This window comes from Flavobacterium rivuli WB 3.3-2 = DSM 21788 (assembly GCF_000378485.1).
GTDB classification, from domain to species: domain Bacteria; phylum Bacteroidota; class Bacteroidia; order Flavobacteriales; family Flavobacteriaceae; genus Flavobacterium; species Flavobacterium rivuli.
In genome coordinates, this window is record NZ_KB899977.1 from 18869 (window position 1) to 35323 (window position 16455).

14 protein-coding genes are annotated in these 16455 nt (G+C 39.4%); 9 read left to right on the plus strand and 5 right to left on the minus strand.

Annotated elements, in window-relative coordinates:
• On the minus strand, positions 1-792 hold the full coding sequence (locus F565_RS0119035) for a fibronectin type III domain-containing protein (RefSeq protein WP_020214839.1): 792 nt from the start codon (positions 790-792) through the stop codon (positions 1-3).
• A gap of 53 nt (positions 793-845) precedes the next feature.
• On the opposite strand from F565_RS0119035, the gene F565_RS0119040 reads away from it, so the two are divergent.
• Positions 846-1520 (plus strand): outer membrane beta-barrel protein, encoded by a 675-nt coding sequence (locus F565_RS0119040; protein ID WP_020214840.1) that lies wholly within the window; start codon positions 846-848, stop codon positions 1518-1520.
• A gap of 37 nt (positions 1521-1557) precedes the next feature.
• On the opposite strand, the gene gltX is transcribed toward F565_RS0119040, so the two are convergent.
• Positions 1558-3066 carry a glutamate--tRNA ligase gene (gene gltX, locus F565_RS0119045; protein ID WP_020214841.1) on the minus strand — a complete coding sequence of 503 codons (1509 nt, stop codon included), beginning with the start codon at positions 3064-3066 and terminating at the stop codon, positions 1558-1560.
• A gap of 209 nt (positions 3067-3275) precedes the next feature.
• Here gltX and F565_RS0119050 point away from each other — a divergent pair, with 209 nt between their 5' ends.
• The 8 genes from F565_RS0119050 to F565_RS0119085 all read left to right on the plus strand — a co-directional run bounded on the left by F565_RS0119050 (position 3276) and on the right by F565_RS0119085 (position 14240).
• Entirely contained in the window at positions 3276-6647 is a 3372-nt protein-coding gene (locus tag F565_RS0119050; protein ID WP_026300180.1) for a DUF4175 family protein, read from the plus strand.
• Positions 6640-7059 (plus strand): rRNA maturation RNase YbeY, encoded by a 420-nt coding sequence (gene ybeY, locus F565_RS0119055; RefSeq protein ID WP_020214843.1) that lies wholly within the window; start codon positions 6640-6642, stop codon positions 7057-7059. The genes F565_RS0119050 and ybeY overlap by 8 nt, the downstream gene beginning before the upstream one ends.
• 141 nt (positions 7060-7200) lie before the next feature.
• Complete coding sequence (mnmG, locus tag F565_RS0119060) at positions 7201-9069, plus strand: tRNA uridine-5-carboxymethylaminomethyl(34) synthesis enzyme MnmG (protein WP_020214844.1); 1869 nt, start codon at positions 7201-7203, stop codon at positions 9067-9069.
• The gene (locus F565_RS0119065; RefSeq protein ID WP_154652675.1) at positions 9066-9593 is read left to right on the plus strand and encodes a hypothetical protein; all 528 of its coding nucleotides are present in this window, start codon (positions 9066-9068) and stop codon (positions 9591-9593) included. Before mnmG ends, F565_RS0119065 begins: the two co-directional genes overlap by 4 nt.
• Positions 9593-10447: a class I SAM-dependent methyltransferase gene (locus tag F565_RS0119070; protein WP_020214846.1), complete on the plus strand. Its 855-nt coding sequence runs from the start codon at positions 9593-9595 to the stop codon at positions 10445-10447. Before F565_RS0119065 ends, F565_RS0119070 begins: the two co-directional genes overlap by 1 nt.
• Before the next feature lie 228 nt (positions 10448-10675).
• Entirely contained in the window at positions 10676-11260 is a 585-nt protein-coding gene (locus tag F565_RS0119075) for an OmpH/Skp family outer membrane protein (protein ID WP_020214847.1), read from the plus strand.
• Positions 11261-11376: 116 nt separating this feature from the next.
• Positions 11377-13650, plus strand: coding sequence for a helix-turn-helix domain-containing protein (locus tag F565_RS0119080; protein WP_020214848.1), 2274 nt, complete (start codon positions 11377-11379; stop codon positions 13648-13650).
• Between the two features lie 29 nt (positions 13651-13679).
• Complete coding sequence (locus F565_RS0119085; protein WP_020214849.1) at positions 13680-14240, plus strand: hypothetical protein; 561 nt, start codon at positions 13680-13682, stop codon at positions 14238-14240.
• 13 nt (positions 14241-14253) lie between these two features.
• Here the strand turns inward: F565_RS0119085 and F565_RS0119090 are convergent, their stop codons facing one another.
• The 3 genes from F565_RS0119090 to F565_RS22525 are packed head-to-tail and all read right to left on the minus strand — an operon-like array spanning position 14254 to position 16403.
• Entirely contained in the window at positions 14254-14643 is a 390-nt protein-coding gene (locus F565_RS0119090; protein WP_020214850.1) for a hypothetical protein, read from the minus strand.
• A gap of 5 nt (positions 14644-14648) precedes the next feature.
• Positions 14649-15797, minus strand: coding sequence for a DNA polymerase III subunit (locus F565_RS0119095; protein WP_020214851.1), 1149 nt, complete (start codon positions 15795-15797; stop codon positions 14649-14651).
• Positions 15798-15836: 39 nt separating this feature from the next.
• Positions 15837-16403, minus strand: coding sequence for a peptidylprolyl isomerase (locus F565_RS22525; protein WP_154652676.1), 567 nt, complete (start codon positions 16401-16403; stop codon positions 15837-15839).
• Positions 16404-16455 lie beyond the last annotated feature (52 nt).

The window sequence follows — 16455 nt, forward strand, 5'->3', positions numbered from 1 at the left end:
TTATGGCCTGTATGTAAACTTGCCGTTTAATTTATAATACTGGCTTATAACTAAATCGCAAAATATTAAGCTTATAACACCATTGTTATTTTGTACGTATACTTTTAATCCGGGTGGGGCGAAATCACCGCCAATGTCGCCACCATTATAATTAGATATACCAAGGTGAATTTTTCCTTCAGATTGTGTTTCATTAGTTTCAAAACCGTAAACAGTGGTATAGGTTCCCGTTAGCGGCAGCCTGCCGTTAACCTCATTAAAACCTGCATTTATGGTGATTATACTATTGCCGGACCCGGCTACAAATATTACGTTACCGTCTACAAAACCACCGTAGTCATTAAGATCTACATAAGTTATATTAAGGTAATTAAAATAAGTGCCCAGGTTTACCCTGTTATCCTGTGTGGGGTTGCACGGTGCTTCTTCGCTTGTTGTAAAAGTATATGTTTCGCCATAGCCTGTACCGGTAGCATTTGTACCATAAGAACGGTAATAGTAAGTTGTAGCCGGGTTAAAGATTTCATAGTTATAATAAAAGTCTCCCAGGCGGCTGCCTTCTGCTTTTTTAGTATCATTAGTAGTAGGTTCCGGGTTGGTACCATATACAATACCGTACTCTGTAATTTCTTTTCCACCTTCAGATAGTGTTATCCCACCTAACGAAGCCGATGTTGTAAGCACATTTTGAGGTTCGTACGTTGCCATTACAGGCACCGAATAATTTATATTTTCTACCTGACACCCTGTAAGTAAGCCTATTACGATAAACGATAATAATATTCTTTTCATATATGTTAAAAATTAACTAAAAATATTGATATTTGCGAAAATAGTTTAAATAAATGAAAAAGTCCTTTCTTGTTGTTTTTCTTTTTTTTGGCTTAGCTGCCCACTCTCAATATGACGAACGTTTTGGACTAACCGCAGGTGTTAACCAGTATTACATGAACGCTGATTTCCTTTCATCAAGGTCGGGTACAGGTTTTAGCGTGGGTGCAGTATCTACAATTGATATAAGTGAATACTCTGAAATTATTGCCGATGTTACTTATAGTCAGTTTAATGTAGATCTCTTAGGAAGAAAGGAAGCACTTGCAGAACCTGAGTGGAAGAAATTTAAAACCGAAAGGGTTAACGTGACATTTCTATATGATTATGATATACTTCATTTTCTGGATGAAGACCTTGCAATAGGTATTGGAGCAGGGCCATCATTTGCTTTTATTACAAATTTTCAGCCGGTAAAGGATGACGGAACTGCTTTTTTAATAGACCCTTACGGCATAGATACAGAGTACATGAAAATAGATGAAAATAATAGTAAAGTATCTTTTAATGTTTTTGCCGCTGTGGGTGTAACGGTGCGCTACCGAAATACCGAAGCCGGATTGCGATACTATAAGGGTATGACAGATACCTATCGAAATTTTCCTGCGGTATCGTCTCAAATAAACTTTACGGGGAAAGATAATTATAGCGCTTTTACACTCACTTATTATTTTGGTAACAACTTTTAATAAAAAAGCCTCTGATTTCTCTGAGGCTTTTTTTGTTTTACAGCGTATCAGCTGCTTTATTTATACGGCTTACGGTTTCTTCTTTACCTATCAGCGCCATAATATCAAATAAATGAGGCCCTTTTAAAGAGCCTACAAGGCTTATTCTAAGCGGCTGCATTACTTTACCCATGCCAATGCCCTTTTCTTCAATCCAGGCCTTTACAACAGTTTCTGTATGGGCAGGGGAGAAGTCTAAGGTGTTTTCTAAAACAACGGCCAGTTCCTTCAATATTTCATTAGTTTCCGGTTTCCAGTTTTTAAGGGCTTTCTCATCATACTCTGCCGGTGCAACAAAAAAGTAATCGCTTAAATCCCATAGTTCGCTTGCAAATGTAGCACGCTCCTTAACTAACCTTACAACTTCGGCTACATCTTCTATAGGCCAGTTAATCCCTTTTGAAATTAGTATATGAGATAGCTCCCTCGCCAATAAGGCATTGTCCTGACGGCCAAAATACTGGTGGTTAAACCATTTGTTCTTTTCAGGGTCAAACTTAGCGCCTGCCTTGTGTACACGTTCTAAGTCGAATAACAGCACTAACTCTTCCAGGGTAAACAACTCCTGGTCGGTACCAGGGTTCCAACCTAATAAGGCCAGGAAGTTAACAACCGCTTCCGGTAAAAAGCCTTTTTCGCGGTAACCGGCAGATACTGTCCCGTCAGGGTTTGTCCATTGTAACGGGAAAACCGGGAAGCCCAGTTTATCGCCATCACGTTTAGAAAGTTTACCATTACCCACAGGTTTTAGTATAAGCGGCAGGTGGGCAAACTCAGGTGCTTCCCATTCAAAAGCCCTGTACAATAAAACGTGCAATGGCATAGAGGGCAACCACTCTTCGCCACGAATAACATGGCTGGTTTCCATTAAATGATCATCTACTATATTAGCAAGGTGGTAAGTAGGCATACCATCGCTTTTAAACAATACCTTATCATCTAAAAGATTCGTTTCAAACTTAATATCCCCACGTATAATATCTTTAAGGTGCAATGTCTCATCAACCGGAGTTTTAAAGCGGATAACATAATCCTCGCCACCGGCAATTCTCTTAGCAGCTTCATCTGCCGAAATGTTAAGCGAATTATCTAATGTTCCACGATTGGCATGGTTGTATATAAATGTTTTTCCGGCTGCTTCTTCGGTCTTTCTTAGTTCGTCAAGAGCTTCGGCAGTGTCAAAAGCATAATAGGCCCAGCCATTGTTAATAAGCTGTTGTGCATATTCTACATAAATTTCCTTACGCTCGCTCTGGCGGTAAGGGCCAAACTTTTCGTTCTTGCCCACGCCTTCATCAAACGGTATCCCGCACCAGTTAAGCGCTTCTATTATATATTCTTCTGCACCTTCAACGTAGCGGTTTTGGTCGGTATCTTCAATACGCAGGTAAAAAGTACCGCCATGTTTTTTGGCAAATAAATAGTTAAACAGGGCTGTCCTTACACCTCCTATGTGTAAAGGGCCTGTAGGGCTGGGTGCAAAACGCACACGAACTGGCTTAGACATTGTTGATAAATTTTGGCTGCAAAGATACAATAAGAGTAAATTCCAAATAACAATTTATAAATAACAAATTTTAAAATATGTAAACTATCAACAACAAACCGCAAACAATCAACAGTTTTTATAATGTGGCACGATTATTTCCGTTTATCTTATCAATAGAATTTGTAATTTTATCGGTTATTAACAATTCTTGTTATTTTATACACATATTGGAAGCAAAGAACATTATATACGCCAAGCTGGAAAGCTTTATAAAAAAGTATTACACTAACGAACTTATTCGTGGCAGCCTCTTTTTTGTGGGGCTTGGCCTGTTGTATTTTATTGCCACACTGCTTGTAGAATATTTTTTGTGGCTGCCTACAGGTGGCCGTATAACTTTGTTCTGGGTATTTGTAGCCGTAGAGGTTTTTTTACTGTTCAGGTTTATACTATTCCCGGTGTTTAAATTATTCAAACTTCAAAAAGGGATCGATTATAAACAGGCATCGGCAATTATAGGGAATCACTTTAGCGAGGTAAGCGATAAGCTTACTAACTTTTTGCAGCTCGCCGGAGAATCGCAACAGTCAGAACTTTTAGCCGCATCTATAGACCAAAAGGCAAACAGCCTGCAACCGGTACCGTTTACCAATGCCGTTAATTTTAAAAAGAATTTAAAATTTGTTCCCTACGCTGCTGTGCCGTTATTGCTTATTTTATTTTTCCTGATAAGCGGGAACTCTGCCGTGCTTACTAAAAGTTTCGACAGGGTAGTGCACTATGATACCCACTTTGCACCACCGGCTCCGTTTGAGTTTGTTATTGTAAATAATTCGCTTATGGCGCAGCAGGATACTGATTTTGTTCTTGAGGTTAAAACCCGCGGTAGTGTTATTCCTGAAAATGCCATGATAACCATAGGCGACGAGAATTATTATTTAGAAAATGTAAAGCCGGGAATCTTTCAGTACAAATTTGAAAAGCCAGCTAAAGATATCAGCTTTCAGCTAAAGGCTAATAACGTAACATCTCAGCCCTACGAGCTGGATGTGGTTGCAGTGCCCACTATCGCAAATTTTGAAATGGTGTTGCAGTTCCCGTCATACCTTGGCCGTAAGGCAGAGGTTGTGCAGGGTAGTGGTAATGCTGTAGTACCAGAAGGGACTAAAGTTACCTGGAAAGTAAATGCCCTTGCTACAAAAACTATAGAGTTTAGCAGTAACGGAACCCTTACACCATTCAATAATACAGAAAACAGCTTTAGTTTATCTAAAAATATACTTCAAAACACAGATTACCAAATCCTTACGTCTAATGCTAAGGTAAAAAATCATGAAAAACTGCAGTATCAGATAAATACTATCAAAGACCAGTACCCAACCATTACGTTAGAGAATGCTCCTGATAGTTTAAAGCTTAAAAAAGATATTATTTTAGGACAACTATCCGACGATTATGGTTTGACAAAGCTACAGGTTGTGTACTATCCGCAGGATAACCCCTCAGCTGCCAAGCGTGGAACATTGCCGGTAAAACGTGAAGCATACGACAGGTTTTATTATTCATTCCCCGATGGTCTTGCCGTTAAGGAGGGCGTAAATTATGAATATTATTTTGAGGTGTTTGATAATGACGCCGTACACAATTACAAAAGCACTAAGTCATCGGTGTTCTCACACAAGGAACTTACTGCAGATGAGCGCCAGGATAATGTACTGCAGGAACAGAACAGCAATATAAACAGTTTAGAGAAATCTATTAAAAATCAGGAGAAGCAAACCAGCGAACTGGATAAGCTGCAAAAAATGGGTAAGGAAAAAACTAACCTTGATTTTAAAGACCAGAAGAAAATTCAGGATTTCATTAACCGCCAAAACCAGCAGGACGAGATGATGAAAGAATATTCTAAAAAACTACAGGATAACCTGGAGCAGTTTAATCCTGAACAGAAAGATGAGCTTAAGGAAGAATTAATGAAACGCCTTGAGAAAAATGAAAAAGAAGCCGAGAAGAATCAGAAACTTTTAGAACAGTTAAAAGAGCTTACCAATAAACTTAAAGAGGAAGAACTGTTTGATAAGGTAGACGAATTTAAACAGCAAAGTAAAAACCAGACTAAAAACCTTGAGCAGCTGGTAGAACTTACCAAGCGTTTTTATGTAGAAAAGAAAGCCGAACAGGTTGCGGAGAAACTTGAGAAACTTGCCGAAAAACAAGACCAGCTTGCCGAGAGTAAAGATAACGATGCACAAAAGCAGGATGCCATTAATAAGGAATTTGACAAGCTACAGGAAGAAATGCGTGAGCTTGATAAACAAAATAAAGATCTTAAAAAGCCAATGGATATTCCTGTTGATGAGAAAAAGGAAAAAAGCATTGACGAGGATATGACTAAGGCTGAGGAGGAATTAAAGAAACCCGGCGCTGAAAAAGACAAGCAAAGCAAAGCCAAGCCCAAACAGAAATCGGCGGCGGATAAGATGAAGCAGATGGGCCAGCAGATGCAAATGGAGATGGAAGGTGGCGAAAGTGAGCAGTTGGAAGAAGATGTAAAAATGCTTCGTCAGATACTGGATAACCTTTTGGCATATTCATTTTCTCAGGAAGCAGTTATGGGGCAGTTTAAGGGGTCGTCTACACGCACCGCTAATTTTGCTAAATATCTTAAAAAGCAACAGGATTTAAAGTTACAGTTTAACCACGTAGATGACAGCCTTTTTGCCATGTCGTTACGTAACCCGAAAATTACAGAACAAATTACTAAAGAGGTAGGCAATGTACATTATTATGTAGATAAAGCACTGGCCGACCTTGCCGATAATGTTGTGCCCCGTGGTATAAGTAACCAACAATATGCCATAACAGCATCTAACAAACTTGCCGATTTTTTAAGTGATGTGCTTAACAATATGCAAATGCAAATGAGTGCTTCAGGATCGGGCAAGGGTAAAGGAAAGGGAAAGAGTAGTGGAGATGATATTCAGCTATCAGATATTATAAAGAAACAGGAAGGGCTTGCAAAGAAAATGCAGGAAGGCATGAAGAAGGGAGAGAAGCCGGGCGAGGGTAAAGATGGAAAGAGTGAGGGTGATGGCGAAGGTAAAGACGGTAAGGGCAAGAAACCCGGAGGTAAAGAAAAGGGTGGAAAATCGGGTGAAGGTGAGGGCGAAGGCGGCCAGGATGGTGAGGGTAATGCCGGCGAACTTCTCGAAATTTACAAAGAGCAGCAACAACTACGCGAGCAGTTACAGCAAATGCTGGACAAGCATGGCATGGGCGGTAACGGTCAGGCAGCGGCAAGACAAATGAAAGAGATAGAAAAGCAGCTGCTTAATAAAGGCTTCCGTAACGAGACAATGCAGAAGATGCAAAATCTGAAACAGGAACTGCTAAAGCTTGATAAAGCCATGCAGCAACAGGGTGAAGAAAATAAAAGGCAAAGCCAGACCAATAAAAAAGATTTCAACAACACGGATAACCAACTGCCTGACGCTCTTAAAGAATATTTAAACAGCGTAGAGATTTTAAACAGACAAACACTACCTTTGCGCCCAAATTTTAACCAAAAGGTGCAAATTTATTTTAAGAAAAATGATTGATTTTAATTACGAGACAGATTTTGAACTGTCGAACGAAGCGAAGTATGCTGAATGGATATCTGAGGTAATAGCATCTGAAGGAAAGAAAGAAGGGGAGATAAGCTATATTTTTTGTGATGACGAATACCTTTTAGAAATTAACCAGCAGCATTTAGACCACGACACACTTACAGATATTATTAGTTTTGACTATACCATAGGTAATGAAATTAGTGGCGATATTTTTATATCTATAGAACGGGTGAAGGATAATGCTGTAGATTTTAACGTGCCTTTTGCTGAAGAATTGTTACGTGTTATGGCTCACGGGGTATTACATTACTGTGGCTATAAAGATAAAGGGGATGATCATGAAAAATTAATGCGAAGTAAAGAAGAGGAAAAGATTGCTATGTTCCACGTGAAACAATAAGAATCTTTACTTATATCATTACTTTGTTCCACGTGAAACAGGTGGTGATTTATAATTTCAAAACGATGTTCCACGTGAAACATCTTGTTAGTATATAAAATTTAATAAAAGTTCCACGTGGAACAATGAGAGGGAAATACAATGTTTGATTTATATGATGTAATAGTGGTGGGTGCAGGGCACGCCGGTAGCGAAGCTGCCGCAGCGGCAGCTAACATGGGTTCTAAAACCCTGTTGGTTACCATGAGCCTGCAAAACATTGCCCAAATGTCGTGCAACCCAGCAATGGGTGGTATTGCAAAAGGGCAAATTGTTCGCGAAATTGATGCCCTTGGGGGGTATTCGGGTATTGTGAGCGACAAAACAGCTATCCAGTTCAGGATGCTTAACAAGAGCAAAGGCCCTGCTATGTGGAGCCCGCGTGTACAAAGCGACCGTATGAGGTTTGCAGAGGAGTGGAGGCTTATGCTGGAGCGTACTCCAAATCTTGATTTTTATCAGGAAATGGTGTCAGGAATTTTAATTGAAGACAACAAGATAGTGGGTATTCGTACCTCGCTTGGAATCGAAATAAAGGGTAAATCGGTCGTGCTTACCAATGGTACATTCCTGAATGGATTGATCCATATTGGCGAAAAACAATTTGGCGGCGGCAGGGCAGGAGAGAGTGCTGCTTACGGAATCACTGAAGATTTGGTACGTGCAGGATTTACATCGGGACGTATGAAAACAGGTACGCCACCACGTGTTGATGGGCGTTCTCTTGATTATTCTAAAATGATAGAACAGCCCGGTGATGTTAATCCGGATAAGTTCTCTTATATGGATATTACACAGCCGCTCGTTACACAGCGGTCTTGTTATATGACGTATACGTCTCAGGCGGTACATGATATTTTGAAGGAAGGTTTTGATCGTTCGCCTATGTTCAATGGACGTATCAAAAGCCTTGGTCCGCGTTACTGTCCGTCTATAGAAGATAAGATAAACCGTTTTGCAGATAAAGACAGGCACCAGCTTTTTGTTGAGCCGGAGGGTTGGGATACTGTAGAGGTTTATGTAAATGGTTTCTCAACCTCTTTACCTGAGGATATCCAGTTTAAAGCATTACGTAGTGTTGAAGGGTTTGAGAATGTAAAATTCTTTCGTCCCGGGTATGCTATAGAGTATGATTATTTTCCGCCTACGCAGCTTAAACATTCTCTTGAAACAAAACTTGTAGAAGGATTGTATTTTGCCGGGCAAATAAATGGTACTACCGGCTATGAAGAAGCAGCATCACAGGGTCTTATGGCCGGTATTAATGCCAGCTTAAAAGTACAGGGTAAAGATCCGTTTATTTTAAAGCGTAACGAGGCGTATATAGGTGTGCTTATTGATGATCTTATTACTAAGGGTACAGAAGAGCCTTACCGTATGTTTACTTCGCGTGCAGAATACCGTACTTTGCTGCGCCAGGATAATGCCGATTTCAGGCTTACGCCAATGTCTTATGAAATTGGTTTGGCTAAAGAGGATCGTCTTAGAAGGATGGAAAAGAAGCGTGACCAAAGCGATGCATTTGTAAATTTCTTTAAAGAAACAAGTGTTACCGTTGCCGAGGCTAACCCAATACTTGAAGCTAAAGAATCGAGCCTGATAACTCAGCCTGATAAAATGTTTAAGGTATTTTCGCGCCCACAAATAAACCTTGAAGACATCGTTAAATTTGAAAAGGTAAAAGAATATATTGCTGAACATAATCTTGACAGGGAAGTGATAGAGCAGGCAGAAATTCAGGTGAAATATTCGGGATATATTGAGAAAGAAAAAAATAATGCCGATAAGCTTAACAGGCTTGAAGATGTGAAAATACCAGAAAACTACGATTACGATAAAATAAAATCACTATCGTATGAGGCTCGTGAAAAAATGAAAAAAATCCGTCCGGTAACTATATCGCAGGCTTCGCGCATTAGTGGGGTATCTCCAAGCGATGTATCAGTACTTTTAATACACATGGGACGATGAGAATGTTTCACGTGGAACTTAATTTAAAAACCCTTTTTAGTAAAGGGTTTTTGGTGTTTATAATGGTGGCTGCTTTTACAACATCGTGTGTAAAACCACAAGGCACTTTAGAAATTCAGGATTATACATTGTTAGCCAATGGCAAGCAGATATTGGGTCATAAAGAGGGCTTAACGGCTTTTATGTTTGAGAACAATCTGCGTAAGATTGCTTTTCAGCAATTTCTGGCAGATAAATATGGGGTGGGCAGTTATAATGATGTGAGTTATGAGGTAACGGTAGAAGACCATAAGTTTAAAGTATTTTTGTATGAAAATGCCGAGATTGAAAAATATTTTAAAGTTTCTCAATTTATGGTTACCATGGCCGAAACTGAAGATAATATTAAAGGCTCTAATCAAAAGTTTATAGCTTTATCTATAGTTAATAATAGTAATGAAGATTGCCTGACAGATGGGTCGCTTTATCAACAGGTAGCAATAAGATATTTAAAAAGTTTAAAAGACGAATTTTACAATTTATAATGGATTTCAAAAACCCAACTACGTTTATTACTGTTAAAGACTATTCTGTTTCGGGCGAAACATTTCAGCTTTTGCTGGATGAAGAACTACAGCTTTTAAAAACGCACCCACAGCCATCTCCCGAAAATTTAGGAAGATATTACGAAAGCGAAGATTATATTTCCCATACGGATGGTAAACGCACCCTGTTTGAGAAGCTATATCATGCAGTAAAACAAAAAGCGTTAAGGGATAAAATTAAGCTAATCGGAAATTATAAATCGGGAAAAGGGAACTTGCTGGATATAGGTGCAGGAACAGGAGACTTTTTAGTTGAAGCTAAAAAAAGTGGATGGAATATAACTGGTCTTGAGCCAAGCGATAAAGCAAAAACAATTTCTATTTCAAAAGGAATAAATTTTGCAGAAAGTTTAAGTTCAATTGCAAACCATAGCCAGGACGTAATAACTATGTGGCATGTATTAGAGCATGTGCCGGATGTGCAGCAGCAAATTATTGAACTTAAAAGAATTTTAAAACCGGATGGTGTTCTTATTGTTGCTGTTCCTAATTATAAAAGTTATGATGCGCAATACTATGGTAGCTTTTGGGCAGCTTATGATGTGCCAAGGCATTTATGGCATTTCTCTAAAACAGCAATAAAAAAACTTTTTGCACAGCAGGATATGGATCTTGTAAAAGTGTTACCCATGAAATTTGACAGTTTTTACGTTAGCCTGCTATCGGAGAAATATAAAACCGGAAAAATGAATTTTGTTGGTGGGTTTTTAACAGGATTAAAAAGTAATATGAAAGCAAAGCGAAATATGGAGTATTCATCGCATATTTATGTGCTAAAAAATCTTAAAAATTAATTTCAGTCTATTTGTTGATGTTATTGGGGGTTTAATAAGGCTTTTGTTGGTTGATCTTTAAAAGTGTCTTAAATCGCTTTATTTAAAGCCGATTTTTAAAGGTAAGTCTTATAGCTTGATTGGTATTCATAAATAAAAACTATAGTGCCTAAAACTAAATAAAAACACAGTTTTGGTAGGTTAAAAGGAATTATTACATTTACAAAAATTTTAAATCTAAAATCAGGAATGAAAAAATCATTAGTAGTACTTGGGTTGGCATTTGCACTTTTCTCATGTAACAACAGTTCTGCACCGGCAGCATCAGGATTCAAAACAGCTTATGTAGACACTCAAAAGCTAATGGAAAAATCGGATGAAATAAAAGACCTTGACGATAAACGTAAAGTTAAGACTGAAGAAATGGGCAGGGAGCTGGACAGCGAAGTGCAACAACTTAAACTTGACTACGCAAGTGCTCAGAGCGAAGCTAATTCTAAAGGGCCACAATGGGCACAACTCAAAGCTCAGGAATTACAAAAAAGAGAACAGCAATTAGGTGCCAAGCAAGAAGCTATGGGCAGGCAGCTACAGGAAGAATTTGGTGTAAAAAGAGACACACTTGTAAGCCAGATTAAAAAAACCATTAAAGAATACGGCAAGAAAAAAGGTTACGATTATATTTATGGTACTGGCGATGCTGCAAGCATACTTTATGCTAAAGACAGCTATGATGTTACTAAAGATATACTAAAAGAGCTTAATGATAAATTTAAAGGATCTGCAACTAAAGAAGAGCCTGCAAAAGATACAGCATCTGAAGAGAAAAAATAATTTTCTCAAGCTTATATTACCAAATGCTTCCCATAAAACGGAAGCATTTTTTTTAATCAGAATACGATTTATTTTCGAAAAATATATTATTTTTCACACATCAATTATGCGCCCAAATGGAAGAAGTTACAGCAGCAGCAACGTATGCACTTAAGTTCATAAACCAGACAAACAGGTCGGTATTCCTAACTGGTAAAGCCGGTACAGGTAAGACTACATTGCTTAAGGAAATTATAAAAACCACACATAAAAATGTAGTAGTTGTGGCGCCTACAGGTATTGCTGCGCTAAATGCCGGTGGCGTAACCATTCACTCCATGTTTCAACTGCCGTTTGGAGGTTTTTTGCCTACACATGCTCAACCCCCGCATATATCTGATTATGTGAAGTTTGAAACCAAAGACAGCCTTCGCCGCCACTTTAATATGCGCGCCGAAAAGAAATCTGTTGTGATGAATATGGAATTGCTGGTTATAGACGAGGTAAGTATGCTACGTGCAGATCTTCTTGACGCTATAGATTATATGCTGCGCAGCGTTCGCCGCAGGAACGAACCTTTTGGTGGGGTGCAGGTACTGTATATTGGCGACCTTTTACAGTTACCGCCTGTGGTACGTAATGAGGAATGGGATGTTTTAAGGCAGTATTACAGGGGCAAATTTTTCTTTCATTCGCATGTGGTACAGGAAAATCCGCCGGTGTATATAGAGCTTGACAAAATATACCGCCAGACAGATTCGAAGTTTATAAATGTGCTTAATAATCTAAGGAACAATATTATAACCAATGATGACCTTAAAATACTTAATGAATTTGTAAATCCGGCATTCGACCTTAAGCAAAACCCGGGCTATATTACCCTTACCACACATAACGCTAAGGCCGATGCATTAAACGCTAATTCGCTCCAGGAACTTAGCGGGAAAGAATACAGCTACCTGCCTGATATTGTAGATGATTTCCCCGAAAAAATGTACCCTGTAGAGCAAATGCTTAAACTTAAAGCAGGGGCACAGGTTATGTTCATTAAAAATGACCTCTCGCCGGAAAAAAATTATTTTAATGGCAAGATCGGAATTGTAAAATCGCTTTCGGATGGGGAGATAATGGTGCATTTCCCGGAAGAGAACGTAACTATCGAAGCTACAAAGTACGAATGGAAAAATGTAAAATATCTTGTAGATGAACTTACTAAGGAAATTAAAGAAGAGGTTTTAGGTACGTTTGTGCATTATCCGCTTAAGCTTGCCTGGGCAATTACGGTTCATAAGAGCCAGGGATTAACGTTTGACAAAGCCATGCTCGATGTATCGCAGGTTTTCATGCCGGGGCAGGCCTATGTTGCTTTATCGCGTTTACGCTCGTTACAGGGTCTTGTTTTGCTTTCTCCAATGCGTATGAATGGCATTAGCAATGATGCCGATGTTATGGATTATGCCAGCGGCAAGGCAGGCGATGATGAAATGGAAACCTCCCTTCAACGTGAAACACTTAATTTTGTGTGTAACTTCCTTAAGGAAAGTTTTACCTGGGGACAGTTGGCAGCCGAATGGCAGCGTCATAAAATGAGCTACCTGCAGGAGGGGGAAAAAGCTTTAAAACATCGGTTTAGGGAGTGGGCGCACCGCCAGGAAGATACCATTCATAAACAGCTCGATGCATCGGGTAAATTTATAAACCAGTTAGATAAGCTGTTTAGCCAGCATCCCGTTAATTTAGATTTTGTAAATGAACGTGTTACGGCTGCGGTAAATTATTTTTATCCGGCGATGGACAGCATGGCGACAGGGCTTTACAATAAGATTGAAGAAGTTAAAAGGCTTAAACGCGCCCGTGCCTTTTTTGACGAGCTTGCCGCGCTTGAAGAGCTGCAAACCGGAGCGATACTTCGATTGCTTAAAGCTAAAAAAATAGTGGAAGTGGTAATGGCAGGGGGGGAGATTAGTCGCGACAGCCTGATAACACCGCAAATGCAAAGCTATAAAGCTGATAAGATAGAAGCCATTAAAGCCATCATGAAGCTTAACCCGGTAACCATTATTGAAGAAGAGGAGGAGGAATATGAGCGTTACCCGGTTAAAAAGAAGGCTACGGGCGAACCTAAAAAGACTACACTTGAGGAAACCTTTGAGCTTTGGCAGCAAAAACTATCAATAAAGGAAATCGCAGAACGTAGAAAACTAACAGAGACAACCATTTTGAGCCATTTTGCGGGTCTTATACAATCGGGCAAGGCAGAAGTGAGCGATGTGTTGCCCGAAGAAAAGATCGTGGCACTAAAAGAAGCTTTTAAAGATTTTGATGGCGAATCGCTAAAAGGGCTTAAAGATAAATATGGCGATGCCTTTACCTGGGGTGAACTGAGGATATTTAAGGCGGGGCTGGAGTAGGTAACACCCATTAAAGCATAAATTTAAATATGGAAAATTTTGCAATAAATTTAGTTTATAGAGATGTAATTCAGTCCTGGAGATTTGAAGATTTAGCATTATGTCGTGGGGTACTGGATCACGAATATCTTGACGTGCAAGAATACTTCTTCTTACCCGGGGGTATGGAGTTAATTTGTAATGATCATTTCATATTTTTTCAAAGTTTTGATTATTACGATGTTTTAGATTGTGTAAGATTTTTATTAGATACATTGTCAGTTGCAGGAATCTATAAAGGAGATATAGCGCATGAAAATTTAAATGAAGCCAGATTAAAGAACACAAGTAAAGATTTATTGATATTTTTAAATCTCGAAAACGGCAGCATAAAATTATCGTATAAAAACAACTCCGAATTTGTATCTAGGAATAATTTTTATTTTGATGAAATAACCATACAAACCCAACTTTGGATAAACGCATGCAAGGTAGCTTTAGACGAATATTTTAAAGTGACCAAAAGGATTATAGATGGATTTGAAAATAAAGATAAAGAATCAATTCTACGCAAATATTTACGCGAGTGGGAACAATTCAGTTTGCGATAAATTGATTTTAGTTTTACAACCAGCTCAGCAACAAGATAGCCGGCACAAAATAAATTACAATTGTCCTGGCGCCATCATAATCTTTAGCAAGGCGCTGGCCAAGCAGTAAAAACAGTAGCGTAATGCATGAAAGTATGGTAGCAACAAATGCAAAATCACGTCCATCGTTAATAAAGATCTCTATGGCACCCACTACAGATAATGCCCCGGCAAGTACCTCGAGCACAAGGATTATAACCAGCGATTGCGGAACCATGTTTTTTATAGGCGTATTGGCAAAGTGGCCGGTAAGCCAACCTACGTTGCCCTTCCAGTCCATAATTTTATCGTAGCCGGATTGTATAAAAGTAATGGCAAAAAACAATAGCGTAATTATTATAACGGGCTGCAGGTTAGAAATCATAGTCTTTATTTTTTATGTATTAAACGTGTGAGCTTTATTGAGAGGTCGGTTAAAATAATCTTGGCATTACCGTTGCGCTCTATGTGATACAGGGCATCGCTAAGTTCTTTAAAAATATCATGAATGTTGCTGCCGTTTACAAAAGGCGCAAAATTTTCGAGCTTAAATTTATCTACCGTAGGTTCCATGTACACCAGCTCTTTAGCATTATAATTTATAAGCAGTGCCTGGCGAAACATATCAATGCAAAAATTAAGGAACTGCTTTTGTGCCTCACGGCCTATACCGGCAATCTGTTCGCTCCAGGCAATAAGGTCGTGTATGGCGGCGGCATTGCCCTTAGCGCGGAAGGCGGCGCGAACCCACATTACAAACCACTCTTCAAAAGGGAGTTCATCATTAGTTTTGTGCAATAAATGTAAGGCTTTATTATAATTTCCCTGCGCCTGATTTGCTACTTTTAGTGCGGCTTTGTCTACCATATTGTTGCGCGATACAAGAGCATCGGCAATAACTTTTTCGGGCAGGGCATTAAAATGCAGAATTTGGCAACGGCTAAGTATAGTCTGTAAAATATCATCCTCACTTTCTGCAATCAGCAGGAACACCGTTTTTTGCGGCGGCTCCTCTAAAAGCTTTAATAGTTTATTAGCGGTGGCGGTATTCATCTTGTCGGCCATCCAGATGATCATCACCTTGTACCCACCTTCATAGGCTTTTAGCGAAAGTGCCTTTACAATTTCGGTAGCCTCGTCTACACCTATCTGACCCTGCTTGTTGGCAATATCAATTTTCTTATACCAGTCAAACAGGCTTCCGTAGGGCGTTTCGGCAACAAACTCGCGCCAGTGCTTTAAAAAATTGGCACTCACGGGATGGCTTTTAACCTCGCTGTTAGACGCTACCGGAAACACAAAGTGCAAATCAGGGTGCGACAGGTTGCGGAATTTCAGGTTGCAGGTATCGTTACCGCCGGTATTCTCTGTGCCGGTATTGGCACACAAAATATACTGCGCATAAGCAATGGCAAGGGGCAGGGTACCACACCCTTCGGGCCCTATAAATAACTGTGCATGAGGTATGCGCCCACTGTCTGCGCTCGTGGCCAAATGGCTTTTAATATGGTCCTGGCCTAAAATTTCTGAAAAAAGCATAGGCAAAGATAACAGAAATTGCGGGATGGCAATTACTGCCTAATAAGGATATCTTGAATGCCTGATGTGGAACGTCTTTACAGATGGTACAGCCGCATTTGTTTTTGCCACATAATACCATTTAGCGGCAGGAACATCTACCATATAAAGTTCGCCGGGAGTATGCTCTTTAACAGCCTTTTCAAATTCGGGAACCATAACGCCGGTGGTAAAAACCAGGTTGTCGGCTTTGGGGTTTTTATCCATATTGTACTCGGCAATTAAGGCAGAAAACGGCGTCCCCGATTTATGCTTAGACAGTATTTTTTTGCGGATGGAATTTATTTTAGACAACGATAATTTAGTACCGTCAAGGTAAATGTAAGACGCGCTGTACTGGGGCACTTCCTTTATAAACATTATTTTATAAATGTCTTTACCCTTTACAATAATATCCCTTTTAGCATGTCCGTCCAATAGTTTATAAAGGCTATCAGTAACGGTAACATCCATGTCATGCCAGGCTTCCATTTTGTGCATGTAGTCTTCGGCCTGTTCCTGACTTGGGTTTTGTGCAAAACTAACCGTTGTGGCCATAAATAATGCAAGCAGCATCGTCTTTTTCATAGTAACCTTTAGCATTTTAATATGGCGCGAAGATAGGGGAAAATGTGGGGTA